At 34.9% G+C, this 23604-nt stretch carries 26 protein-coding genes; 11 read left to right on the top strand and 15 right to left on the bottom strand.

What is annotated here, in order from left to right; all coding sequences use genetic code 11:
- Positions 1–34: 34 nt before the first annotated feature.
- The 5 genes from HGPG_RS07455 to HGPG_RS07475 are packed head-to-tail and all read right to left on the bottom strand — an operon-like array spanning position 35 to position 3986.
- Positions 35–1237 carry a 2-oxoacid:acceptor oxidoreductase family protein gene (locus tag HGPG_RS07455; RefSeq protein ID WP_019125439.1) on the bottom strand — a complete coding sequence of 401 codons (1203 nt, stop codon included), beginning with the start codon at positions 1235–1237 and terminating at the stop codon, positions 35–37.
- On the bottom strand, positions 1237–1989 hold the full coding sequence (locus HGPG_RS07460; RefSeq protein ID WP_019125440.1) for a thiamine pyrophosphate-dependent enzyme: 753 nt from the start codon (positions 1987–1989) through the stop codon (positions 1237–1239). Before HGPG_RS07460 ends, HGPG_RS07455 begins: the two co-directional genes overlap by 1 nt.
- A complete protein-coding gene (locus tag HGPG_RS07465; RefSeq protein WP_019125441.1) occupies positions 1989–3053 on the bottom strand; it encodes a 3-methyl-2-oxobutanoate dehydrogenase subunit VorB in 1065 nt (354 codons plus the stop codon). The genes HGPG_RS07460 and HGPG_RS07465 overlap by 1 nt, the downstream gene beginning before the upstream one ends.
- Positions 3054–3064: 11 nt before the next feature.
- The gene (locus HGPG_RS07470; RefSeq protein ID WP_019125442.1) at positions 3065–3283 is read right to left on the bottom strand and encodes a 4Fe-4S dicluster domain-containing protein; all 219 of its coding nucleotides are present in this window, start codon (positions 3281–3283) and stop codon (positions 3065–3067) included.
- A 10-nt stretch (positions 3284–3293) separates the two neighbouring features.
- Entirely contained in the window at positions 3294–3986 is a 693-nt protein-coding gene (locus tag HGPG_RS07475) for an ATP-binding protein (RefSeq protein WP_019125443.1), read from the bottom strand.
- A gap of 412 nt (positions 3987–4398) precedes the next feature.
- Here HGPG_RS07475 and htpG point away from each other — a divergent pair, with 412 nt between their 5' ends.
- The 5 genes from htpG (at position 4399) to HGPG_RS10600 (ending at position 9755) form a co-directional block, all read left to right on the top strand.
- Positions 4399–6249 carry a molecular chaperone HtpG gene (gene htpG / locus HGPG_RS07480; RefSeq protein ID WP_019125444.1) on the top strand — a complete coding sequence of 617 codons (1851 nt, stop codon included), beginning with the start codon at positions 4399–4401 and terminating at the stop codon, positions 6247–6249.
- Between the two features lie 710 nt (positions 6250–6959).
- Positions 6960–7553, top strand: coding sequence for a type IV toxin-antitoxin system AbiEi family antitoxin domain-containing protein (locus tag HGPG_RS07490; protein ID WP_019125446.1), 594 nt, complete (start codon positions 6960–6962; stop codon positions 7551–7553).
- Positions 7546–8379: a nucleotidyl transferase AbiEii/AbiGii toxin family protein gene (locus tag HGPG_RS07495; protein ID WP_019125447.1), complete on the top strand. Its 834-nt coding sequence runs from the start codon at positions 7546–7548 to the stop codon at positions 8377–8379. The genes HGPG_RS07490 and HGPG_RS07495 overlap by 8 nt, the downstream gene beginning before the upstream one ends.
- Positions 8380–8506: 127 nt before the next feature.
- On the top strand, positions 8507–9619 hold the full coding sequence (locus HGPG_RS07500) for a sodium ion-translocating decarboxylase subunit beta (RefSeq protein ID WP_019125448.1): 1113 nt from the start codon (positions 8507–8509) through the stop codon (positions 9617–9619).
- Positions 9620–9629: 10 nt separating this feature from the next.
- Positions 9630–9755: an OadG-related small transporter subunit gene (locus HGPG_RS10600; protein WP_019125449.1), complete on the top strand. Its 126-nt coding sequence runs from the start codon at positions 9630–9632 to the stop codon at positions 9753–9755.
- 60 nt (positions 9756–9815) lie between these two features.
- On the opposite strand, the gene HGPG_RS09980 is transcribed toward HGPG_RS10600, so the two are convergent.
- Both HGPG_RS09980 and HGPG_RS07510 read right to left on the bottom strand, forming a co-directional pair.
- Positions 9816–10241 (bottom strand): hypothetical protein, encoded by a 426-nt coding sequence (locus HGPG_RS09980; protein ID WP_019125450.1) that lies wholly within the window; start codon positions 10239–10241, stop codon positions 9816–9818.
- Between the two features lie 19 nt (positions 10242–10260).
- A complete protein-coding gene (locus HGPG_RS07510; RefSeq protein ID WP_019125451.1) occupies positions 10261–10674 on the bottom strand; it encodes a hypothetical protein in 414 nt (137 codons plus the stop codon).
- A 153-nt stretch (positions 10675–10827) separates the two neighbouring features.
- Here HGPG_RS07510 and tpx point away from each other — a divergent pair, with 153 nt between their 5' ends.
- The 5 genes from tpx to HGPG_RS07535 are packed head-to-tail and all read left to right on the top strand — an operon-like array spanning position 10828 to position 13072.
- On the top strand, positions 10828–11328 hold the full coding sequence (gene tpx, locus HGPG_RS07515; RefSeq protein WP_019125452.1) for a thiol peroxidase: 501 nt from the start codon (positions 10828–10830) through the stop codon (positions 11326–11328).
- Positions 11325–11807: a 23S rRNA (pseudouridine(1915)-N(3))-methyltransferase RlmH gene (gene rlmH, locus HGPG_RS07520; RefSeq protein ID WP_019125453.1), complete on the top strand. Its 483-nt coding sequence runs from the start codon at positions 11325–11327 to the stop codon at positions 11805–11807. Before tpx ends, rlmH begins: the two co-directional genes overlap by 4 nt.
- A gap of 7 nt (positions 11808–11814) precedes the next feature.
- Positions 11815–12339, top strand: a complete 525-nt coding sequence (locus tag HGPG_RS07525) for a hypothetical protein (RefSeq protein WP_019125454.1) — start codon at positions 11815–11817, stop codon at positions 12337–12339.
- Between the two features lie 4 nt (positions 12340–12343).
- Positions 12344–12682, top strand: coding sequence for a DsrE family protein (locus tag HGPG_RS07530; protein ID WP_019125455.1), 339 nt, complete (start codon positions 12344–12346; stop codon positions 12680–12682).
- A 9-nt stretch (positions 12683–12691) separates the two neighbouring features.
- Positions 12692–13072, top strand: coding sequence for a hypothetical protein (locus HGPG_RS07535; RefSeq protein ID WP_019125456.1), 381 nt, complete (start codon positions 12692–12694; stop codon positions 13070–13072).
- Positions 13073–13117: 45 nt separating this feature from the next.
- Here HGPG_RS07535 and HGPG_RS07540 read toward each other — a convergent pair whose 3' ends face one another.
- From HGPG_RS07540 to hisS, 6 genes are all read right to left on the bottom strand, one after another.
- A complete protein-coding gene (locus tag HGPG_RS07540; protein ID WP_019125457.1) occupies positions 13118–13873 on the bottom strand; it encodes a ZIP family metal transporter in 756 nt (251 codons plus the stop codon).
- A 95-nt stretch (positions 13874–13968) separates the two neighbouring features.
- Positions 13969–14184, bottom strand: a complete 216-nt coding sequence (locus HGPG_RS07545; RefSeq protein ID WP_019125458.1) for a hypothetical protein — start codon at positions 14182–14184, stop codon at positions 13969–13971.
- Between the two features lie 8 nt (positions 14185–14192).
- On the bottom strand, positions 14193–14732 hold the full coding sequence (locus tag HGPG_RS07550) for a M48 family metallopeptidase (protein ID WP_019125459.1): 540 nt from the start codon (positions 14730–14732) through the stop codon (positions 14193–14195).
- Between the two features lies 1 nt (position 14733).
- Positions 14734–16197: a cardiolipin synthase gene (gene cls / locus HGPG_RS07555; protein WP_019125460.1), complete on the bottom strand. Its 1464-nt coding sequence runs from the start codon at positions 16195–16197 to the stop codon at positions 14734–14736.
- A 24-nt stretch (positions 16198–16221) separates the two neighbouring features.
- Positions 16222–18045, bottom strand: coding sequence for a translational GTPase TypA (gene typA, locus HGPG_RS07560; RefSeq protein ID WP_019125461.1), 1824 nt, complete (start codon positions 18043–18045; stop codon positions 16222–16224).
- 146 nt (positions 18046–18191) lie between these two features.
- Complete coding sequence (hisS, locus tag HGPG_RS07565; RefSeq protein ID WP_019125462.1) at positions 18192–19499, bottom strand: histidine--tRNA ligase; 1308 nt, start codon at positions 19497–19499, stop codon at positions 18192–18194.
- A gap of 255 nt (positions 19500–19754) precedes the next feature.
- On the opposite strand from hisS, the gene HGPG_RS07570 reads away from it, so the two are divergent.
- The gene (locus HGPG_RS07570; RefSeq protein ID WP_019125463.1) at positions 19755–20978 is read left to right on the top strand and encodes a sodium/glutamate symporter; all 1224 of its coding nucleotides are present in this window, start codon (positions 19755–19757) and stop codon (positions 20976–20978) included.
- An 84-nt stretch (positions 20979–21062) separates the two neighbouring features.
- On the opposite strand, the gene HGPG_RS07575 is transcribed toward HGPG_RS07570, so the two are convergent.
- Together HGPG_RS07575 and HGPG_RS07580 are read right to left on the bottom strand one after the other, a co-directional pair.
- Complete coding sequence (locus HGPG_RS07575; RefSeq protein ID WP_019125464.1) at positions 21063–22547, bottom strand: aldehyde dehydrogenase family protein; 1485 nt, start codon at positions 22545–22547, stop codon at positions 21063–21065.
- Positions 22548–22874: 327 nt separating this feature from the next.
- Positions 22875–23603: an amino acid ABC transporter ATP-binding protein gene (locus tag HGPG_RS07580; RefSeq protein ID WP_019125465.1), complete on the bottom strand. Its 729-nt coding sequence runs from the start codon at positions 23601–23603 to the stop codon at positions 22875–22877.
- Between the last annotated feature and the right edge of the window lies 1 nt (position 23604).

Raw genomic sequence — 23604 nt, forward strand, 5'->3', positions numbered from 1 at the left:
AAAGAAGCACCTGAGGTGCCTCTTAAAAATTTTATTACATTTTTGAGAACATTTGGTCAGCCCACCATTCTTCCTTGTAAATTTCGTACTGACCAGCAATTTGTTCTAGTTGGAAGTTTTCCCAATATTCAAGTTCATCGTAAAGTTTCTTTGCATTTGCATCTGTAGATTTTTCCTTAGCCTTAGCATAGAAAGCTATAGAAGAATTTTTGATGTCCTTAGCTATTGCAAATACATTGAGTGCAAGTCTTGCCTTTTCTGGGTCAACCTTGCCCCAATCGTAATCTTCTCTCTTAGTAAGTTTTGCCTTGATCTTGTCGGCAAGAGAAGTATCTTCTTTAGATTTTAATGTTTCCTTAAGTCCCTTTAGATAAGAGATGTGTTCTTCTGATTGATGAGAAAGTGATGCGAAGATTTCTCCTGCATCGTCTCCCTTTAACATTTCAGCAGCCTTGTCGCAGAACTTAATAGATTCTGTTTCAATGGAAAGTGCTTCTTCAACAATTGACATTTCGTTGTCGAAAATCTTTTCGTCATCTTCTGCTGAATATTTTTTGATAGTCTTTAGGTATTCGATGTTTTCAAGATCTGTTCCGCTAAGTTCAACACTTGCTGCAGTTTGTCTTGAGTAGTGGCTCTTAACCTGTGAATTAGTCTTTTCTGGAAGGATTTGACAAATTCCACCAACGCAGCCTGCTCCCTTAATTGCTTCTTGTCCAGTCGCTATTGCTCTTTCATTTATTGGAAGTAGTTTTTTCTTTGAGTCGCCATAAACTTTTGTGAAGGCCTTTATAACTGATTCAACTTTTACAGTTTCAGTTACTTGCAAAAAGGCTCCAAGCATTACCATGTTGGCAACTTTTGCGTTTCCAAGTTCATTTGCCAAGTCATTTACTGGAATAGAAAATACATTTATGTCATCTCTTGTTGATGCTTTTTTAACAAGGGAAGAGTTTATGAATAAATTTCCGCCAGGTGCAACATATTGTTCAAATTTTTCTAGTGATGGTTCGTTCATAACTACTACATCTGTCGCTTGTGAAATTACTGGAGAGCCAACAGGTTCATCAGAAACTACAACTGAGCAGTTTGCAGAACCTCCACGCATTTCTGGTCCATAACTTGGTAGCCAAGAAACAAATTTGTTTTCAAGCATTCCTGAATAAGTTATAAGTTGACCCATTGCCATAATACCTTGTCCGCCAAATCCAGCAGCAATAATATCTCTAGTAGCCATTATTCACCCCTCCTAAAATTACCAAGTGGATAGTATGGAATCATATTATCTCTAAGCCATGCAAGTGCATCTGCAGGAGGAAGTCCCCAGTTTGTTGGGCAAGATGATAAAACTTCTACAATTCCAAAGCCCTTGCCTTCAAGTTGATATTTGAAACATTCTTTAATAGCTTTCTTTGCCTTTCTAATATTTGCTGGAGTGTCAACAGAAACTCTTTCAACAAATTTTGCTCCGTCAATAGTAGCAAGCATTTCAGATACTTTAATTGGCTTACCACACCAAGCTTCGTCTCTTCCGTAAGGGGAAGTTGTTGTAACTTGACCAACTAAGGTTGTTGGTGCCATTTGTCCACCAGTCATACCATAAATTGCGTTGTTGACGAAAATTGTTGAAATATTTTCTCCTCTGTGAGCTGCTTGAACGATTTCTGCAGTACCAATAGAAGCCAAGTCGCCATCGCCTTGGTAAGTGAATACTAAATTGTCTGGGTGAACTCTCTTTATGCCTGTTGCAACAGCAGGAGCTCTACCGTGAGCTGCTTCGTGCATGTCGCAGTTAAAATATTTGTAAGCAAGAACTGCACAACCAACTGGTGCAACTCCAATTGCATCGTCTAAAACTCCTAGTTCAACTAAGGATTCTGCCACTAATTTGTGGATAACTCCGTGAGTACATCCTGGACAATAGTGAGTTTCATTTCTAGTCAAACCAACTGAATATTTATATAAAACTTGTTCATTAGTTTTTTCCATTATTTGAGACCTCCTAAAACTTCAAAAGCAGCTTCTTTAATTTCTTCCACATTTGGAATTACGCCACCTTGTCTTCCAAAGAAGTGAACCTTTTGTCTACCTTCAACTGCAATCTTGACATCGTCAGTCATTTGACCTTGGTTCATTTCGCAAACTAAAATGTCTTTGCAATTTGGATTTATTCCCTTGAAAGCTTCATAAGGATATGGCCAACAAGTTATTGGACGGATAAGACCAACTTTGTGACCTTCTTTTCTTAAGTGTTCAATTGCACTCTTTGCAATTCTAGCAGTAGTTCCATAGGCACTGATAACTAAATCAGCATCTTCAATTCCATCAACTTCTACTCTAATTTCATTTTCTGTAACTTGTCTATATTTTTCAATTAAGTGCTTGTTGTGTTCTTCAAGTTCATCAGCAGAAAGATAAATTGAGTTTATAATATTTCTTTCGCCATGATTCTTTCCCTTGCCTCTTGTTGCCCAAGTTTTTTCAGGGAGATCCATTTTTTCTTGCATGCCAAATTCAACTGGTTCCATCATTTGTCCAAGTACACCGTCACTCATGATAACGACAGGATTTCTGTACTTGTCTGCTAGGTCAAAGCCAAGTTCAATTAAATTTACAAGTTCTTGCACAGAAGATGGTGCTAGGGTAATTGTTCTGTAGTCACCATTTCCGCCGCCTCTTGTTGATTGGAAATAATCAGTTTGAGAAGGTTGAATAGATCCAAGTCCTGGACCACCTCTCATCATATTTACGATTACGCAAGGAAGTTCTGCCCCTGCCATATAAGAAATACCTTCTTGCATTAGTGAAACTCCAGGAGAAGAAGATGAAGTCATAACTCTTGCTCCAGCTCCTGCAGCACCATAAAGCATATTTATAGCTGCAACTTCAGACTCAGCTTGTAAAAAACATCCGTCAACCTTTGGAAGTTCCCTTGATAAGTATTCAGGAATTTCAGATTGAGGAGTAATAGGATAACCGAAAAAATATTTACAACCAGCTTCTATAGCTGCTGCACCAACTGCTTCGTTTCCCTTCATAAGTACTTTTGTCATGTAAACACCCCTTAAGAAATTTTATAAACTGTAATAATTGAATCAGGACAAGTTATTGCACAGTTTTGGCATGCAATACAATCTTCTGGTCTCTTTGCCATTGCAGGTGCATAACCCTTTTTGTTAATAGTGTCCACATCAATTTCAATTACATTTTTAGGACATACAGTTACGCATAGTCCACAACCCTTACATCTGTCGCTTTCAAACTCAACTCTTCCTTTAGCCATTATTTACCTCCTATAACATCCAATCTTCTCTAAAATATAAGTCTATTGGAAAAACTTCTGCTGCTAAATTTAAAGCCCTAACTTCCTTCTCAATGCTTCTTAGGCAGACTGCATAGACATAGGGAAGATTTAACTTCTCTGAAACTTCTCTGGCAAGCTCATCGCCATACAAGAGATCATCTGCAGTAGTCTCCTTCAAAAAGTGAGTAGTGTTAATTATTCCCGTCACCTTGGTTTGTGAATGACCTTCCACTTGTCCAATGAAATCTCTCACAGACTGAAAGTCCTTAGTCTCTGGTCTATTTCTATTGATGACAAAGTAGTGGTCGTAGCCCTCTCTTTTTAAAATATCTCTATACCTGCCAAGAGAAAGTGAACCCTTAGGATTGCCGCCAACATCTAATACAGCTCTGTAGTTTTTATTTTCAAGTGGTTTTAAAATTGCTGCATCAACTGCTGGTATATCCAAGGCATTTTTTTCACGCATACTAGATGAAAAGGATTCCACGCCGTGCTCGCTTAAAAAATCCATTTTCTCTCTCAGTCTAAAGTATGTATTAATAATATCAAGATCAACTGCTGCAACCTTGTCAAAGTACCTTCTAAGGTACAAGGCATAGTTAATTGCAAACTCTGTCTTTCCACTGCCAAAGTGTCCTGTAATGATTTTTATCCTATTGCCTGTTTCTACTTCAGTAAACATTTCTCCTCCCTTCTAAAACACCAACTATATTATACATCAATTGAAAACTTTTGAAAACAATTGCAGGTTTATTTTAAATTAATTATTTCATTTTATTTAATTTCTCCCCATAAAAATTTTTTGTCTTCTTAAAAATATTTTTATGGATTAGCTTATTTTAGAGCTTAAAAAAATTTCACAAAATTAATATATTTTTCTTAAAAATAAATTTTTGCCGGTAAAAAATTTTTTGGAAATTTTAAATTTAGGGCGAAAAAATATTTTTTTAGGAAAATTTTTATGTAAAAAATAAAAATTCCATAAAAATTTGACTATTTATATGAAAAGATATATATTATTAGCAGATGCACTTGTCGAGTGCTAATAATTTTGAAAAAATTTGAGAAAAATAAAATTGAAGAAAGGTGATTAAATGAAAAATAAAAAATACAATGCTGAAACCGAAAGACTAATGGACTTAATGATTAACTCCATTTACACAAATAAAGAAATATTTTTGCGCGAGTTAATTTCAAATGCCTCTGACGCCATGGACAAGATGTACTACATCGCCCTTAACGACGACAAGGTGAAATTCAACCACGAAGATTATTTTATAAGAATTAGACCTGACAAGGAAAAGAGAACTATTAGCATTGAAGATAACGGCATAGGCATGACTGAAGATGAACTTGTTACAAACTTGGGCACAATAGCAAAGTCTGGCTCCCTTGATTTTAAAAACCTAAATGAAAAAAATGAGGACCACGAAATAATTGGACAATTTGGCGTGGGTTTTTACTCTGCCTTTATGGTTGCCGATGAAATTAATGTCCTCACAAGATCCTATAAGGAAGATGGGGCTCACCTTTGGAATTCCAAGGGCGCCAAGGGCTACACAATTTCTGACGCAGAAAAGGATGGCCACGGCACAATAGTGACTCTCCACTTAAATGAAAACACAAAAGACGAGGACTACGACAAGTACCTTGACGAATACCAAATAAGAGAACTTGTCAGCCACTACTCCAACTACATCTCCTATCCAATAAAGATGGAAGTGGAAAAGAAAAGACCAGCAGCTGACTCCACAGAAGAGGATCCAAAATTTGAATCCTATAGAGAAGATGATGTTCTCAACTCCTCTGTTCCAATGTGGAGAAAAAATAAAAATGAATTGAAGGAGGAAGACTACAACAACTTCTTTAGGCAAAGACACTTTGGCTTTGAAGATCCCCTTGCCCACCTTCACATCAGCGTGGAAGGCATGATTTCTTTTAAGGCAATCCTATACATTCCATCAAGAAGACCTTTTGACTTCTTGAGTCCAGATAGAAAGGGCGGACTTGAACTTTACTCCAACGGAGTCTTAATCACGGAAAAATGCGAAGACCTACTTCCAGATTATTTGAACTTCGTCAAGGGTGTAGTTGATTCAGAAGACATTTCCCTAAATATCTCTCGTGAAATGCTCCAAAAAACTCGCGAGCTTCAACTTATAAAGAAAAACATAGAAAAGAAAATCCTAGAAGAACTTGGGAAAATTCTTAAAAATGACAGGGAAAAATATGCTGAATTCTTTAAAAACTTTGGCGTAAGCTTAAAATCTGGTGCCTACGAAAACTTTGGTGCCGACAAGGACAAGCTAAAGGACCTATTTATCTACGACACGACAAAGAGAGCAAATGTGACATTTAATGAGTATAGAAAGGACATGGGACCAGACCAAGACTTCATCTATTACGCCAATGGCACATCTCTTGATGCCATCAAGGACCTTCCACAAATAAAACACTTCATGGAAGAGGGCATTGAAGTCCTTGCCCTAACTGACCCAATAGACGAATTTGTCATCAAGATGCTTGACGAGTACGATGGCAAGAAATTCAAGTCAATTTCTGAAACAGAAGTTAAGGAAGAAGACGAAAAAAATCTTGGTGACTATGTAAAGAAGATGAAGGACCTTTTATCTGGCGAAGTTTCATCAATAAAGGAAAATCCAAAGCTAAAAGATGACGCAGCTTATCTATCAAGTAGGGGTGAAATCTCCATAGAAATGGAAAAAACCCTTAGCCACATGCCAAATAACGAAGCCTTTAAGGCAGACAAGGTTTTGGAAATAAATCCAAACCACCCTGCTGTTAAAAAATTAAAGGACATGGACAAGGACTCAGAAGAATTTAAAACTTACACAGAATTACTTTACGACGGCGCAAGACTTGTAGCAGGCCTAGACATAAAAGACCCCATCGCCTATGCAAGAAATGTATCAAAGTTGATGTAAAAGATTTTGTGAAAAATAATTAAAATTTAAAGACAAAAAATTAGGCTCTTTTCTTTGCGAGAAGAGCCTTTTATTGTTGTTTTATTTGTCTATGAATTTTAAAAAACTCATGACTTTTTATTAAAAAGTAAAAATATATTTTCCCCTAGGAGCAAGAAAAAATACAGGACATTGAAATCATTGAGGTATGAAAAATTTTCAGGTAAATAATATTTTTTTGTTACCATATAAATTGCCAGTATAAAAATTTCAATTAAGAAAAGTATTCCAGCAGATTTTTTTGATAACTTACTTGCAAAATTAAAAAAATAGGCAAGCATAAAGCCCAAAAATAAAATCATTATAATTTTAAGAAGAGCTAAGATAAGCATGTATTTTATATCAAAAGTAGCTTGGATTTTACTATTTATGTATCCAAAAATTTTTAGACTGATTAGGTTTAAAATTGGGAAAAGAAAAATCACAATTATAAAATTTATATATTTTTTCAAAGTAGCCTCCTAACTTTTAATTTCCCCTTTACATCTTATAATATTACTAAAGGCATTTACTTATCTCTATTTTACTAAAAAATATCATATACATTATTATAAATCAATTTTAAGCTTATGAATTAAGATAAATAATTTTAATTAAAATAATTTTTGTTGTATTTGTGCGTACAAATTGATAAAATGTAAGCACAAAAGCAACAAAACCGAGGTGATATTTTGAATTATATAGAAATTATTGAAAATAAAATAAAAGAAAACCAGGGGATAATAACTAATAGGGAACTTGCAAAAAATAACATACCTACTATTTATCTTCATCGAATGGTTAAAGATGGATTTCTAGAAAGAGTTGATAGAGGCGTTTATATCTCAAAGGACGGCGATCACGATGAATACTATTTTTTTTCAAACAGATATGATGTGCCTATTTTTTCTTATACATCTTCTCTATACCTTCATGATGTCACAGATTTTATCCCCCAGAAGATGGAAGTAACAGTGTATAGAGGCTACAATGCTCACAGAATTGATAAAAATGTAATTGTTCATTATGTAAGTAGGGACCTTTATGGGCTTGGAATTACTAAAATAAAAACTAAGTATGGAAATATGGTTAAAGCCTATAATAAAGAACGAACTTTTTGTGATTTTGTAAAAAGTCGAAAGGAAATAGACAGTGAACTTTTTTCCAAAACCATAAATAATTACATTAAGGATAAGAATAAAGATTTGAATAAACTTTATGACTATGCAAGGAAAATGCAAATCGAAAGAGAAGTAAGCGAAATAATCGAGGTTATCTATGAATAAAAATAAGTTGAGAGCCCTTTGTTTACAAGTATCTCAAAAATCAGGCTTAAGTTACAATTCCATTCAAACCTATTATTTTTTGGAAAGAATACTAAAGCAAATTGCTGACAGTGACTTTTCCTCTGATTTTATTTTTAAGGGTGGATTTTTGTTGTCCAATATTATAGGTCTCGAGGAGAGGACAACTAGAGATATTGATTTTTCAATAAGAAATTTTTCTTTGGAAGAAGAAATTCTTAGAGAAAAGTTCGAAATAATATTAAGGGAAGATGGCAATGATATTTCTTTTGACCTTATTGATTTAAAAAGCATAAAAGACGATGATCTTTACGGCGGATACAGAGTTGAAATAATGTGTAAATTAGAAAATATTAAAGAAAAAATTCACATCGACATAGCAACTGGAGATCCTATAACTCCAAAAGAAGTGAACTACAATTACAAAAGCATTTTTACTGAAGAAAACTTTAATTTAAAGGCTTACAATATTGAAACTATTCTCTCAGAAAAAATTGAAACTATTTACTCAAGAGGAGTTTTTAACAGTAGAAGCAAAGATTTTTTTGATGTTTATATAATTTACTTACTGAAAAATGAAGAAATAAATTTTGATATTCTAAAAAATGCCTGCATAAACACTTTTTCTTATAGGGGGAATGTCTTCAATGTTGATGAGCTTTTAAATACAATTGATTTAATTTCCTCTAACGAAAATATTTTACTTAGGTGGAATAATTATATAAAAAATCAAATAAACTACTTTAATATTAGTTTTGAAGAAGTTATATTAAATATAAAAGAACTTATTCAAAAAATAAATTCTTAACCTTAATAAATTTGAATCAAATTTCAAAATAGCTCACATAAAAATGTGGGCTTTTATTTTACAAGAATTGAATATTAGGCTCTTTTATGTTATATTACTTTGCATGTAAAAATATTTAGGAGGTCAAATGGAAACACTTTTATCTGGGATTTTAAATCTCGAAGTTAAACACTTAATTATGTTTGTCATTGGCGGAATTTTAATTTACCTTGCCATCGAAAAACAATACGAACCCTCACTTCTTCTTCCCATTGGTTTTGGAGCAATTATTTCTAACATTCCCCTATCATCAGCCGTAGGCGAAGAGGGTTTTTTGACGATTTTATATAAGGCAGGGATTGCCACTGAGCTCTTCCCCGTTTTAATCTTCATCGGCGTGGGCGCCATGATCGACTTTAAACCACTTATTGCATCGCCCTTTATGCTCTTCTTTGGAGCAGCGGCGCAGTTTGGAATTTTTGCCACAATGCTTTTTGCAATTTCAACGGGTAAATTTACCCTACCAGAAGCAGCATCAATTGGCATAATTGGTGCGGCAGATGGCCCTACTTCAATTTATGTTGCCAAGGTCTTTGCGCCAAATTATCTTGGACCAATTTCTGTAGCTGCCTACTCCTATATGTCTCTGGTGCCAATTATTCAGCCACCAGTTATTAAACTTCTAACAACTGAAAAGGAAAGAAAAATTAGAATGAAGTACACCACTGTTCATGTGCCAAAAAAGGTTGAAATTCTCTTCCCAATTGTCATAACAGTAATAGCTGGAATTATTGCACCAATGTCTGTTGCCCTTATTGGCGCTCTCATGTTTGGAAATTTAATTAGAGTCTGCGGAGTTCTTGAAAGGCTTTCAATTTCTGCCCAAAATGAACTTTCAAACCTAGTTACAATTTTGCTGGGCATAACTATTGGTGGCACTATGTCTGCCGATGCCTTTTTAAACATCCACACACTTATGATTCTTGCCATGGGACTTGTTGCCTTTATCTTTGACACAGCAGGCGGCGTTCTCTTTGCGAAGTTTTTAAACTTATTTTTAAAGACAAAGGTAAACCCAATGATTGGTGCAGCAGGTATCTCAGCCTTCCCTATGTCTGGTAGAGTTGTGCAAATGATGGCGGCTAAGGAAGACCCAACTAACTTTGTCCTTATGCAAGCCATGTCAGCCAATGTGGCAGGTCAACTTGGCTCAGTAGTTGCAGGTTCAATGATCTTGGCCCTCGTGCCAATGTTTATATAGAGGTGATAAAATGGACACAAATGTATTTATGCAGGGAGTAGAAGTTGCAATTTGGGGCCTGGCTGGAGTTTTTGCAGTCCTAATACTCTTCTACATCTCCACAAAGATAATGTTAAAAATTTTTAAAGAAAAATAATTTTGAAAAATTAATAGACATGAAAAAACTGTTGGAAAAACAAATCCAACAGTTCTTTTTTTATTTATCCTTGTACTCACCGATAAAAGAATATCTTGTGTCCCAGTGGTCAAATACTAAATCAGGCTTAGGGTCTTTATCCTTATAAGTTCTCATGCCATATATCCCCGTCACAGGCTCCTTTAAGTCGTCAAATTTCATTATGACTTCATAGCCTGCACCTGCTTTTTTTAATTTATAGGTTCCAGTTATGTCCATAGCATTAGTCCTATCAGTCATGACAAAATTTTTCTCGTCAAACTTTATAGCTATGTCGTTACTTAACTTTTTTCCGTCGTCTGTATTTGTCATGCTTTCCAAAGTCCAATTGACATCATAAATTTTTTTGTCTGGAAGAAGTTCACTGTCTCCTTGGCAAGCTGACAAAAAAGTCCCACACATTGCAACTATAAAAATTAAAAGCAAAATTTTAAAAATTTTTTTCATAAATACCTCTTTTATTTGCTTATTTTTCCTCTTCCTCAATAAAAGAATAGGTCCTTCCTCTTTCTTCAAAAACTAAATTTGGCACAGGGTCCTTGTCCTTCTCAGTTTTCATGCCATAACCAGCAATCACAGGTTCTTCAAAGTCATCAAACTTCATTATTACTTGGTAGCCTGTGCCAGCCTTTTTTAATTCATAAGTTCCACTATAGTCTATGGCATTAGACCTATCAGTCATGACAAAATTTTTCTCGTCAAATTTAATAGCCACGTCGTTAGTTATCTTTTCTCCGTTGTCTGTTTTTGTCATGCTTTCCAAAGTCCAAGTGACATCGCTAATTTTTTTATCTGGAAGAAGATCATCCTTGCCTGTGCATCCTGTAAAGATTATTCCACCAACAAAAATTAAAAATAAAGTTTTAAAAATTTTTTTCATATGTAACTCCTTTTATTTCTCTCACTTGAAAAATAATTCCTACATCCATTTTAGTTAAAATCAAATTTTATTGCAATCCCTTGTTAAAATTCATCATAATTGGATATAAATGTAGTGTAAATTAAAGTAAATATTTTTTTGGAGGTAATTACAATGGATATAACATTTGGCGGAAATAAAGTAAACTTAGAAGGTAAAGAAATCAAAGTTGGAGATATGGCTCCATCTTTTAAGGCAGTAAAAAGAGATTTATCTGATTTTAATTCAGAAGACCTTAAGGGCAAAATCGTAGTTTATTCAGTTGCACCATCAATTGACACACCAGTTTGTGCAATCCAAGCAACAACTTTTAACGAAGAAGCTACAAAATTATCTGATGATGTAAAAATCGTAACTGTAACAGTTGACCTTCCTTTTGCACAAGAAAGATTCTGTTCAGTTAAGGGAATCGAAAACGCAGATATAGTTTCTGACTACAGATACAAGGAATTTGGTAAAAAATTCGGTTTCATGATTGAAGAATTACAACTACTTGCTCGTGGAGTTGTAATTGTTGACAGAGACGGAAAGGTTCAATACGTTGAATATGTTCCTGAAGTAACTCACGATGTTAACTTTGAAAAGGCTCTTGAAGAAGTTAAAAAATTAAAATGATAAATATTAATTTAATCGTACTTGGCAAAATCAAGGAAAATTATTTTAAAGATTCAATAAATGAGTACAAAAAAATGCTTAAGTCCTATGCCGATTTAAGCATTTTTGAAATTATGGACGAGCCCTGCCCTGAAAATTTATCGGAAAAGGACATGGAAAGGGTAAAAAATATTGAGGGCGAGAAGATTTTATCAAAGATAAAAGATGGCGCCTATGTCATTGCCCTTGCCATTGAGGGAAAGAGCATTGACTCTGTCGCCTTTGCAGATAAAATCAATGACCTCATGATTGACGGCTACTCAAATATAACTTTTATCATTGGAGGAAGCCTTGGACTATCCGATGAGGTTTTGTCAAGGGCAGACTACAAACTAAGCTTCTCAAAGATGACCTTCCCCCACAAACTAATGAGGGTTATTTTAATGGAGCAAATCTACAGGGCCTTTAGGATAATAAATAATCACCCCTACCACAAGTGAGGTTATTATGAAATTAGATTTACTAAATCAAGTTTTTTCCTTTCACGATTTTCATCTTACAAATATTGAAAATTTACCTGACAAGACAATTTTGTCCTTTGACCAGGGTCTTTATTTTGAAAAAAATGGAGAGGACCAGAAAGATTATATGATGACAAAGCCAAGGCTGATCCTTCATAAAACTGACACCAGCTTTACTAAGGAAGAGCTTGGAGAAATTATTGGTGGACTGATTCACGCCTTTGACCCTGACTTTGATCTTGATGATGGACTTAATGACCTTGATGATGACTTTGGTCACGGAGTAGAAATAAATCTCTATAAAGATGGAACTTACAAGAAAATTTCTCTTGATGAATTTTTAAAACTTGATTTTGAAATAATAAATGAGTCCTTTGGCTATGGCTACATGAGATTTTCAGGGATAGTGACAGGCTTTGATGATGAAAATCAGTGGCAAGACTGCTCTCTTGAAATTTACTACAACAATGAGGCAGAACTTATCTATGATGATTTAGAAGAATTGGAATGATTTTATGAAAAAAATACTTTTTTATGTAATGCAGGGCGAAAAAATGTGCTTTATGCACGCCATGCTAAATGCAGAAGCCCTTATGGAAGCTGACAACCAGGTAAAAATAATTTTAGAGGGCAAGTCTGTTACCCTTCCAAAAGTTTTAGAGGGAGAAAAAAATCCCCTCTACAAAAAGCTTTTGGATGAGGGCATAATTGTCGGTGTCTGCAAGGCTTGTTCAAAGATTTTAGGCGCCTATGAGGACAATGAAAGACTTGGTCTTACTTTCTTAGATGACATGAAGGGACATGCCGGCATGAAAAAATATCTTGAAGAGGGCTACCAGGTCCTTGTATTTTGAGGTGGTAAAATGATTTTTTCTTTTGACTCTTACATGATAAATGTAAATACTTACAAGACAGAAGAATTTATGAAAAAATTAAAGGCAGTGGATGATTTAATTTTAGGTGAAAAAATAATTTCCACCTTGGCTGAAATGTCTATAGACTACAAAAAGCCAAGCTACATGAAAAAACTTGGCAACAACTTAATATTAAAATATCACGCAGTTGGCGAAATAATTTCCTATGGCCATGTGAGGACAAATGCTGACTTGAAGTTAGCAGACGGCATCCACCCAATTTATTTTTTAGATGAGGCAGAAATTTATTTCACAGAAGCTGTGGAGATGCGGGAAGATTTTCTCGATGAAAACTCCTTTGAAATAAATATAAATGCAAGGATAAAATAAAAAAATACCTCATGACTTAAAAAAGTTGTGAGGTATTTTTGGGTCTTAAATTAAAGCATCTAAAAACATCATGAGGATAAAGCCAAAGATGACGCCATAAGTTGCTGCTCTTTCGTAGCCGTTGTTGTGGGTCTCTGGTATTATTTCGTCGCTAATTACAAAGAGCATGGCTCCTCCTGCCAGGGCAAGGATAAAGCCAAGTGTGGAAGAAAAAATTGACACAAGCCAAACTCCCAAAAAGGCTCCAATGGGTTCAACGAGCCCAGTCAAAGTTGCCACTGCGAAGGCCTTACTGCGAGTATAACCTTCTCTCACAAGGGCAAGGGCAACAGCTAGTCCTTCTGGCATGTTTTGAAGGGCGATACCAAAGGCAACGGAAAGTCCATTGGACATATTGTCTCCGCCAAAGCCAACTCCTGTGGCAAGTCCCTCTGGAAAGTTGTGAATTGCTATGGCTATTACAAAGAGCCAAATTTTAGATAGGTTTTCTGTATTTACTCCCTCATGTTTCTTATCTATTAAATGTTCATGGGGTGCATATCTGTCTATTAAGTCAAGCATAAGTGCGCCGCAAAAAATTCCCAGCCCCGTTACTAGAACTCCTAGTCTTCCTTCGCCTGCTTCAAGGCTTGGTATAATAAGGGAAAAGCAAGTTGCAGCAAGCATTACACCTGCCGCTGCTGCAAGAAGTACATCTAGCGCCTTTTGGCTTACATCTTTTGCAAAAAATATGGGGATTGCGCCAACCCCAGTCATAAGTCCTGGCACTATACAGCCCAGGATAATAAAAGTCATGTTCATTTTCTCACCTGCTTTTTATTATAACATAAAGTTTAAAATTTTTACTCCACCAAAAAAAGCACGCTAAGCGTGCTAATTTTTTACATATTTATAATTTATAAACTGCCTACTGCCCTTTTTATTCCACCTACAAGTTCGTTGAAGAAATTTGTTACTTTGTCATAGAGATCTCCAAGGTTAAAATTTCTTATTCCTTGAATAATTAGCTGTCTATCAATTTTTTGATTCCCAACAAATATTGAAATATTAAAAAGTTTCATGAGAATTACCACTAGGGCGATTATTCCTATTATTTTTAATGCTTTTTTCATTTCATCACCTATCTCTTTAATTTTCTTTCAATTTCTTCGTAATTTGGCATATACTTTTTGCATTCTTCCAAAAATTTCTTGTCATGGTAAAAATATTTTAAGTGGACAAGCTCGTGTAGGACCACTGCCTCGATCTCTTCTCTGGGTCTCTCTGCCAGATAAAGATTTATTTTTATGGCACCACTTTGTGGATAGCAAGTGCCCCATCTCACCTTCATCTTTCTTATCTCAACAGATTTTGGCGAAAGCCCCGTAAGATTTTCGTATTTTTCAAAAATTTCATCTAAAGCTTTTTTTAATTCAGCCCTATAAATTTTTTCTAGTTCTTTTTCCGATGTGATTTCTAATTTTTCGCCAAACAAGTGATTTTTGTATCGTCTTTTCCTTAGGTCCTCTTCTTTTAGTCTTTCAATAGTGTCTCTGTTGTTTTCTAGGATCCTCTTTATTTCTCTTTCACTTGTTCTTGTGGGTGCCGACACCTTTATTATACCATCTTCTACCTTTATTCGAAGGTTTTTTACCTTTTTTCTATTTATTTCTATTTCCATTTTATAAAAGTGGTGACAATAGTCTTGAGATGGACTCTCTAAATTTTGTAAACTTAGACCTATTGTTGTAGATTTCTGGAGTTATCTCTGTGCAGGACTTCAAGTCTTCCATAAAGTCTTCCTTTAATTTTTTATTTATCTCTTCGTCATATATAAAGGCATTAACTTCAAAGTTTAGTTCAAAAGACCTTATATCAAAGTTTGCTGTGCCGACACTTGATAAGTAGTCGTCTGATATCACTACTTTTGTATGGAGAAAGCCGCCTTCATATTGGTAAACATGAGCCCCCCACTTTAAAAGTTCTCCCATAAAGGAAAGGGATGCCCAGTGAACAAAGACATGGTCTCTCTTTTTTGGAAACATCAAGTGAACTTCAACTCCAGATAGGGCTGCAACCTTTAATGCCTTTAGAAGTCCTTCATCTGGAACGAAGTAAGGTGTTTGAACATAGACTTCTTTTCTGGCAGATGTTATAAGTTTTTCATAGCCATTTCTTATGGAGTCTGCCTTTGTATCTGGCCCACTTGTGACAATATTTATGTCAATTCCATCTTCTATTTCTGGGAAAATTTCTGTTGTAAATCCTTTGGTGTGTTCATTTGAAGCAAATTTAAAGTCCAAGAAAAATCTCCAGGCTAGTCCATTAACTGCAGGGCCTTCTATTTTTAGATGAGTATCTCTCCAAAATCCCATCTTTCCCTTTGAAACATATTCATCTCCAACATTAAAGCCACCAACATAGCCAATTCGCTTATCTATAACTACAATCTTCCTGTGATTTCTAAAATTTATGTGTGTGTTTAATTTGTCAATTATTCCAGGGAAAAATACTCCGAATTTTACTCCAGCCTCTGTCAGTCTCTTCCTATCTTTTATTTTCATGTTCCTAATACCCATTCCATCTATTAAAAGATATACATCAAGACCTTCATTTGCCTTTTCAATTAAAATATTCGTAAATTCTGTGGACAATTCATCAGATTTATAAATATAATATTGGACATAAATTGTATTTTTTGCATTTCTTAAATCTTCAAACAATTCTTTGAATTTGTCTTTTCCATCATTGAAAATTTTTACTTTATTATTTGTGTAAAGTAGTTCATCTTCTGCTTTATTAAACATTTCAACCATGTGAACATAATCTTTAGTTCTCTCGTTGGAGTAGACAAATTCGTCATTTTTTATTTCAATAAGTTGTGTTTTTGATTCTTTTTTTAAAATTTTATCAGCTCTGTTTTTTCCGTCAAATATCCTTGATTTCGAAATATCTTGACCTATAAAAATGTAGAGTATAAATCCTATTACTGGCAAAAAATTTATAGCCATTACCCAAAGTAGGGTGGATATTGGTTTTTTGTTGTCAAATAAAATTATAAAAGCTGAAATTAATACATTTGCAATAAATAGGAAGGAATAAACTTGGGCAAAGTTTTTAAACATTCCAAAATAGTCATTAAACATTGTGCACCTCTAGTTAAAATTTTATTATTTATTTTTCTTTGATTTATATCTTTGTTGTGAATCTAGGATTTTCTTTCTAAGCCTAAATTCATTTGGAGTAATTTCTATAAGTTCGTCATCTTCAATAAATTCAAGAGCTTCTTCAAGGCTCATCTTTCTAACAGGAGAAAGTCTCAAGGCTTCGTCTGAACCAGAAGCTCTGACATTGGTTTGCTTCTTTGCCTTAGTGACAGAAACTTCGATTTCAACTCCCTTTGGAGATTCCCCTACAACTTGACCTTCGTAAACATCTTCCCCTGGTTCAACAAAAAGAGTTCCTCTCTCTTGTGCATTGTTAAGTCCATAAGTTGATGCCACGCCTGTGTCAAAGGAAACAATAGAAGCATTAACTCTTCTTGGGATTTCGCCCTTATATGGCACATAGGCTTCGAAGATGGAATTTAAAATTCCGCTGCCCTTAGTGTCAGTCATAAATTCAGTTCTGTAACCAATAAGTCCCCTTGAAGGAATGATAAATTCAAGTCTTTGGTAACCACCATTAGGTTCAACTATGTTTACAAGTTCGCCCTTTCTTCTGCCAAGTTTTTCTATGACAGAACCTGCGTAAACACTGTCAACATCAATTGTAACTCTTTCAGTTGGCTCAAGTCTTTTGCCATTTTCGTCAAACTTGTATAAAACTTGTGGCTTAGAAACTTGGAATTCGTAGCCTTCACGCCTCATGTTTTCGATTAAAACAGAAAGGTGAAGTTCTCCTCTACCAGACACCTTAAAAGAATCAGTAGTGTCAGTTTCTTCAACTCTTAGCCCAACATCAGTTTGTAGTTCTCTATTAAGTCTTGCTTTGATTTGTCTTGATGTCAAGAACTTGCCAACTCTACCTGCAAAGGGTGAATCATTTACAGAAAAGTTCATGGAAATTGTTGGCTCAGAAATTTTTACAAATTCAAGACCTTCAGTGTCTTCAGTTGATGTAATAGTATCTCCAATGTTGATGTCTTCGATGCCTGTAACTGCAACAATAGACCCTGATCTTGATGAGTCAACTTCAACCCTATTAAGACCTTCAAATTCATAAATTTGTGCAATTTTAATATTTTCTTTAAAGTCAGGTTTTAATTTATTTACCCTTACAAGTTTGTCGTTTTCTTGAATAATACCTTGTTCAATTTTGCCAATACCAATTCTTCCAACATAGTCGTTGTAGTCAATTGTTGAAATCAAAAGTTTAAAAGGTTCGTCGTCTCTATTTTCTGGTGCAGGGATGTACTTAATAATAGTTTCAAAAAGTGGATCCATGGATTCCATCTTATCATCTAAATCAAGGGCAGCTATACCTTGTTTTGCTGATGCAAAGACAAAAGGACATTCCAAAATTTCGTCATCTGCGCCAAGTTCAATAAATAAATCGAGAACTTCGTCTACAACTTCAAGAGGTCTGGCTTCCGGTCTGTCTACCTTATTTATGCAGACAATAACAGGAAGGTTTAGCTCAAATGATTTTTTCAAAACAAATTTTGTTTGAGGCATTGGACCTTCAAAGGCATCAACAAGTAATACAACGCCATTTACCATTTTAAGCACACGTTCAACTTCTCCTCCGAAGTCAGCGTGTCCTGGCGTGTCAATGATGTTGATCTTAACACCATTGTGGTTTACGGCAGTGTTTTTGGAAAGAATTGTAATACCTCTTTCTCTTTCAATGTCGTTGGAGTCCATAACTCTCTCGTTAACTTGTTGATTATCTCTAAAAATACCTGATTGTCTAAGTAGTGCATCTACTAGTGTCGTCTTGCCATGATCGACATGGGCAATGATTGCTATATTTCTAATATCTTCTCTTTTCAAAATCTCATCTCATTTCTTCAAACTTCTATCCTATTTTAAGCTTAAATAAAAAAAAGTGCAACATAAGTTGCACGATTTCTTGTATTTTTTAAGGTTTTACCATTAAAATATATACATTTTCAACTAATTTTTCAAAGGAGTCGCACCTATTTACTAAATTTTTCTACTAATTCGTCAAAAGTTACTTCCTCTTGATCTCCACTTCTCATATTCTTCAAAGAATATTTTCTGCTCTTAACTTCTTCTTCACCAAGGACAATTACATAGTCAACCTTAGTTTGGTCTGCATACTTAAATTTTTTCTTTAACTTGGCAAATTCAGTGTAGACAGAAACTTTCACTCCCTTTTCCCTAAGTTCACTTAAAAGTTTTATGCCGTCGTGTAGACAGTCGTCCATTGGGATAATCAACAAATCAACAAGAGATTTTTCTTCACTAGAAATAATCTTTGCTTCATTTAATTGATAGAAAAGTCTTGAAAGACCAATGGAAATTCCAACACCTGGAAGAACTTTATCTGTGTAATAACTTGCAAGGTCTTCGTATCTTCCGCCAGAGCAAACTGAGCCAATATTTGGATAATTATCAAGGGTAGTTTCATAAACTGTGCCTGTGTAATAATCTAGTCCTCTTGCAATTTTTAAATCAATATCAAAACAATTTTCGTCTATGCCAAAGTCCCTCATGTATCCAACAACTTGACTTATTTCGTCAAGGCCTTCAAGGAAAACTTCATTTTCAATTTTAAGATCATTTAGGGCTTTAATAATTTCATCTGTACTGCCCTTGATTTTAATAAATTCAAGAATCTTTTCGCCAGCTTCCTTTGTAACGCCAAGTTCAGCAAGCTCAGACAAGACATTTTCTTCGCCAATTTTGTCTATTTTATCTACAGTTCTCAAAACATTCATTGAATCCTCAATGCCAAGAGAGCCGAAAAATCCCTTTAAAATTTTTCTATTGTTTAGGTGAATTGTAAAATCTGTAAAGCCTAAATCTTTAAAAGTGTGATAAATTACAACTGGAAATTCTGCGTCATTTACTAGGGAAAGTTCCCCCATGCCAATTGTGTCGATGTCACATTGATAAAACTCTCTAAAGCGACCCTTTTGAGCCTTTTCGCCCCTATACACCTTTCCTATTTGATATCTCTTAAAAGGGAAGGATAGGTCGTTCATGTGCTCTACAGTGTATCTTGCTAGAGGAACTGTTAAGTCAAATCTAAGGGACATGTCTGTGTCGCCCTTAGAAAATCTGTAAATTTGCTTTTCAGTTTCTCCGCCGCCCTTTGCGAGTAGCACTTCAGATTTTTCTATAACTGGTGTATCTATTGGCAAGAAACCATGTTTTTCAAAATTGTCTCTAATTATGTCTCTCATCTCGTTAAAGAGAATTTGTTCCTTTGGTAGCAGTTCCATAAATCCTGGAAGAGTTGAAGGTTTCACTATACTCATGATATCACTCCTATTTTTTATAATTTATAATTTCTTATTGATTTTATTTTATCACATAATCTTTACTTTTTGTACTTTTGTCTAGTATTAAAGGAAAGTATTTTTTCTTGCAATTAGCTTATAAATTCAAACTTTAAAAAATTTCTAGTAATTTCATTAATTTTTTTTGACTCTAGTTCTTTTTTATTTTATAATTACAAAGTTGAGAATAATATTCATTATGGTCTCAATGAATTTTTTTTTGGGAGGAAAAAAATGGAAAGAATTAATGTAGAATTTGGAATGTTCGAAGTTTTACTTCTTGCTATACTTGGTATTTATCTAGGAGATTTTCTAAGAAAGAAATTCCCTATTCTTGTTAAATATTGCTTGCCATCAGCAGTAGTAGGAGGAACTATAATTTCAATAATTACAATGATCTTATACTATGCAGGAATTATAGAGCCAGACTTCGACTTTAAAACTGTTAACACTTTATTTTATTGCTTATTTTTTGCTGCAAGTGGTGCAGCAGCCAGCCTTTCACTTTTAAAGCAAGGTGGAAAACTGGTAGTTATATTTGCTTTTTTGGCAGCCTTACTTGCCATTTGTCAAAACACTGTAGCTCTTGGAGTAGGTCATTTACTTCATGTTCATCCACTTATCTCTATGATGACTGGCTCAATACCTATGACTGGTGGTCATGGAAACGCAGCAAGTTTTGCGCCAATAGCTGTTAAGGCAGGACAAAAAGCTGCTATGGAAGTTGCAATAGCATCTGCTACCTTTGGACTTATTGCCGGTTCACTAATTGGTGGACCTTACGGTAACTTTTTGGTAAAAAGATTTGGCTTTCAAGATCCAGAACTAGACAATCAGCAAAACACAATAGTTGACACTGCAAAAACTGTTATGATGAACAAAAATAATGTAATCTCAGCAGTAAATATGCTAGTTCTTGCCTGTGGTATTGGTGAATTATTTTTCTTAGTATGGCAACACTATGACATTAATATTCCAATTCATGTAAACTGTATGCTTGGCGGTATCCTTGTGAGAGTCTTCTTAGACAAAACTGGCAGAGCAAAGGACTCTCTATTAGAAGCAATTGACACAGTGGGAGACTTTTCCCTTGCACTCTTTGTTTCAATGTCAATTGTAACAATGAAATTGTGGCAACTAGCAGACCTAGGACCTCAACTTATTGTCCTTCTTCTTGCTCAAATTGTTCTTGTACTAGTATTCACTTACTTCTTAACTTTCAGACTTCTAGGCAAGAATTACGACTCAGCAGTAATGGCAGTAGGTCACCTTGGTTTCTCTACAGGTGCCGTACCAGTTTCAATGACTACAATGAAGACTGTCTGCGACAAGTACAGATACTCAAAGCTTGCCTTCTTCGTTGTGCCAGTAATTGGTGGATTTATTTCAAATCTTACAAATGCCTTTATTATTACAACCTTCTTGGATATAGCAACAAAAATGGGCGCAGGTATGTAAAATTTAATAAAATTTTGAAGATTTTAAAAGGGCTATAGTTTTTACTACAGCCCTCTTTTTAAATTATTCTATTTTTTTTAGTTTTTAGTATAGTCCTGATGGTTTTTCAGAAGTGTTGATAAAAATATTTTTAACTTGTGAATATGCATCAAGCATCATCTTGTGGTTTTCTCTACCTATACCAGATGTCTTATAGCCGCCGAAAGGTGCTCCTGCAGGTAGTTGGTTATAAGTGTTAACCCACATTCTTCCAGTTTCAACGCCTCTTGCAACTCTTATTGCCATGTTGATGTCTCTTGTCCAAACTGCACCTGCTAGACCGTAGTCAGAGTCGTTTGCCATTTTTATAACATCTTCTTCATCTTTGAACTTAATTACAACAGCAACTGGTCCAAAGATTTCTTCTCTTGCAACTTTCATGTCGTTGTTTGCATTTGTAATAAGAGTTGGCATTGTGAAGTAGCCATTTTCTGTGCCATTCTTTGTAGCTTTTTCGCCACCAACTGCAATTGTCGCTCCTTCTTTTTTAGCAACTTCTACATAGCCAAGAACTTTTTCAGTTTGTGATCTATTTACTTGGGCACCAACTTGAGTGTCTTCTTCCCAAGGAAGTCCAACTTTAATTCCTTCAAACTTTTTAATTGCCTTTTCTATAAATTCATCGTAAATGTCTTCTTGAACGAAAACTCTTGAGCCTGCACAGCATACTTGACCTTGGTTAAATAAAATTCCCATGGCAAGTCCATCTAGGGCAAGTTCCATGTCGCAGTCATCAAAGAAAATATTTGCTGACTTGCCGCCAAGCTCTAGTGTAGCAGGGATTAATTTGTCTGCTGCAGCGCTTGCAATCTTGTAGCCAACTTCTGTTGAACCAGTGAAGGCAAGTTTTGATAGACCTTCATGGTGTTGTAAATATTCACCAGATTTTGAGCCAGAGCCAGTTACTACATTGATAACTCCCTTTGGCACTACATCTTTAATAAGCTTCATAAGTTCAAGAAGGGATAGTGAAGTAGTTGAAGATGGTTTAATTACAACAGCATCGCCTGCTGCTAGGGCTGGTGATAATTTCCATGCTGCCATTAAGAATGGGAAGTTCCATGGAATAATTTGACCAACAACTCCAAGAGGTTCACGAAGTACAATTGATAAAGTGTTTTCGTCAATGGCATTGGCAGTGCCTTCTTCAGATAAAATTGCTCCTGCAAAGTATCTAAAGTGTTCAGATGCTAGGGGAATATCAACATTTCTTGTTTCTCTAATTGGCTTGCCATTGTCTAGAGTTTCTACCATGGCAAGGTGTTCTGCATTTTCGTCAATTATGTCGGCAATTTTATTTAAAATTTTTGCCCTTTCATATCTATTTGTCTTCTTGTAGGCCTTGAAGCCTTCCCAAGCAGCTTCAACAGCTCTGTCAACATCTTTTTCAGATGCTTGTGTGATTTTTGCTAAAACTTCTCCATCGGCTGGGCAATAAACATCAAGTGTTTCGCCACTTTCGCCTTCAACAAATTCTCCGCCAATAAATAGGTCGTATTTTTTATCAAGATTAATTTTTGGTTTAGTCATAATACACTCCTTATCTCTATTTAATACATCATAAAAAGCTTCTATATAAGAAATACCCCCCGTAATTTATTTAAAACCTATATTATTTTTTTAACAAAGTTTTACATGGTAGAAAATTATTATCCTTACTAAAATTTTGCCCTTACACAATTTTTTTCTATCTATTAATCTTTCTTCATCTCTTAACATTTTACAATCCGAAAAAAATTTTTTCTATCTCTTAATATTTTTGCACTTAAAAAATTATTACAGCTCTAGAAATTTTATTGCTTCCCTAGAAAGATAAAAAAAAATAAAAGCCCTCTCGAGCTTTTACCTTTAATAAATTTATAAAACCATGGACAAAAATTCCTTTGCCCTCTTAGTTTTTGGATTTGCGAAAAATTCCTTGGAGTCCTCATCTTCTGCTATGACTCCCTTGTCCATGAAGAGAACTCTGTTAGACACATCTCTTGCAAAGCCCATTTCATGAGTTACCACAAGCATGGTAAGTCCCTCTTCTGCCAAATCACGCATGACATTTAAAACTTCATTTACCATTTCTGGGTCAAGAGCTGATGTTGGTTCGTCAAAGAGAAGAACTTCTGGATTCATGGCAAGTGATCTTGCTATGGCAACTCTTTGCTTTTGTCCACCAGATAGGGATGTGGGTTTTGCATCCTTAAAGGGATACATGCCAACCTTTTGCAAAAATTCTTCTGCAAGCTTTACTGCCTCTTGGCGAGATTTTTTCAAGACCTTAACTTGTCCTATTACACAATTTTCAAGAACGCTCATGTTGTTAAAGAGGTTAAAGGATTGAAAAACCATGCCAACCTTAGTCCTGTAATTATTTATAGAAATGTCATCTAAAATATTTTCTCCATGATATTTTATCTTGCCACCATTGGGCTCTTCCAAGAGATTTATACACCTAAGAAGGGTTGACTTGCCTGAGCCAGAGGAACCAATTATTGAAACAACTTCGCCCTTTTTGACTTTAAAATTTATGTCCTTTAAAACTTCATTTGCGCCAAAGCTTTTTTCCAAATTTTCTATTTCAAAAATGTATTCCATG

This window comes from Peptoniphilus grossensis ph5 (assembly GCF_000311825.1).
GTDB lineage: Bacteria > Bacillota > Clostridia > Tissierellales > Peptoniphilaceae > Peptoniphilus_A > Peptoniphilus_A hominis.

Bases quoted from the DNA above. Each gene is read 5' to 3' on its own strand.
- HGPG_RS07455 (WP_019125439.1), bottom strand. From the start codon at position 1,237: ATGGCTACTAGAGATATTATTGCTGCTGGATTTGGCGGACAAGGTATT.
- HGPG_RS07460 (WP_019125440.1), bottom strand. From the start codon at position 1,989: ATGGAAAAAACTAATGAACAAGTTTTATATAAATATTCAGTTGGTTTG.
- HGPG_RS07465 (WP_019125441.1), bottom strand. From the start codon at position 3,053: ATGACAAAAGTACTTATGAAGGGAAACGAAGCAGTTGGTGCAGCAGCT.
- HGPG_RS07470 (WP_019125442.1), bottom strand. From the start codon at position 3,283: ATGGCTAAAGGAAGAGTTGAGTTTGAAAGCGACAGATGTAAGGGTTGT.
- HGPG_RS07475 (WP_019125443.1), bottom strand. From the start codon at position 3,986: ATGTTTACTGAAGTAGAAACAGGCAATAGGATAAAAATCATTACAGGA.
- htpG (WP_019125444.1), top strand. From the start codon at position 4,399: ATGAAAAATAAAAAATACAATGCTGAAACCGAAAGACTAATGGACTTA.
- HGPG_RS07495 (WP_019125447.1), top strand. From the start codon at position 7,546: ATGAATAAAAATAAGTTGAGAGCCCTTTGTTTACAAGTATCTCAAAAA.
- HGPG_RS07500 (WP_019125448.1), top strand. From the start codon at position 8,507: ATGGAAACACTTTTATCTGGGATTTTAAATCTCGAAGTTAAACACTTA.
- HGPG_RS10600 (WP_019125449.1), top strand. From the start codon at position 9,630: ATGGACACAAATGTATTTATGCAGGGAGTAGAAGTTGCAATTTGGGGC.
- HGPG_RS09980 (WP_019125450.1), bottom strand. From the start codon at position 10,241: ATGAAAAAAATTTTTAAAATTTTGCTTTTAATTTTTATAGTTGCAATG.
- HGPG_RS07510 (WP_019125451.1), bottom strand. From the start codon at position 10,674: ATGAAAAAAATTTTTAAAACTTTATTTTTAATTTTTGTTGGTGGAATA.
- tpx (WP_019125452.1), top strand. From the start codon at position 10,828: ATGGATATAACATTTGGCGGAAATAAAGTAAACTTAGAAGGTAAAGAA.
- rlmH (WP_019125453.1), top strand. From the start codon at position 11,325: ATGATAAATATTAATTTAATCGTACTTGGCAAAATCAAGGAAAATTAT.
- HGPG_RS07525 (WP_019125454.1), top strand. From the start codon at position 11,815: ATGAAATTAGATTTACTAAATCAAGTTTTTTCCTTTCACGATTTTCAT.
- HGPG_RS07530 (WP_019125455.1), top strand. From the start codon at position 12,344: ATGAAAAAAATACTTTTTTATGTAATGCAGGGCGAAAAAATGTGCTTT.
- HGPG_RS07535 (WP_019125456.1), top strand. From the start codon at position 12,692: ATGATTTTTTCTTTTGACTCTTACATGATAAATGTAAATACTTACAAG.
- HGPG_RS07540 (WP_019125457.1), bottom strand. From the start codon at position 13,873: ATGAACATGACTTTTATTATCCTGGGCTGTATAGTGCCAGGACTTATG.
- HGPG_RS07545 (WP_019125458.1), bottom strand. From the start codon at position 14,184: ATGAAAAAAGCATTAAAAATAATAGGAATAATCGCCCTAGTGGTAATT.
- HGPG_RS07550 (WP_019125459.1), bottom strand. From the start codon at position 14,732: ATGGAAATAGAAATAAATAGAAAAAAGGTAAAAAACCTTCGAATAAAG.
- cls (WP_019125460.1), bottom strand. From the start codon at position 16,197: ATGTTTAATGACTATTTTGGAATGTTTAAAAACTTTGCCCAAGTTTAT.
- hisS (WP_019125462.1), bottom strand. From the start codon at position 19,499: ATGAGTATAGTGAAACCTTCAACTCTTCCAGGATTTATGGAACTGCTA.
- HGPG_RS07570 (WP_019125463.1), top strand. From the start codon at position 19,755: ATGGAAAGAATTAATGTAGAATTTGGAATGTTCGAAGTTTTACTTCTT.
- HGPG_RS07575 (WP_019125464.1), bottom strand. From the start codon at position 22,547: ATGACTAAACCAAAAATTAATCTTGATAAAAAATACGACCTATTTATT.
- HGPG_RS07580 (WP_019125465.1), bottom strand. From the start codon at position 23,603: ATGGAATACATTTTTGAAATAGAAAATTTGGAAAAAAGCTTTGGCGCA.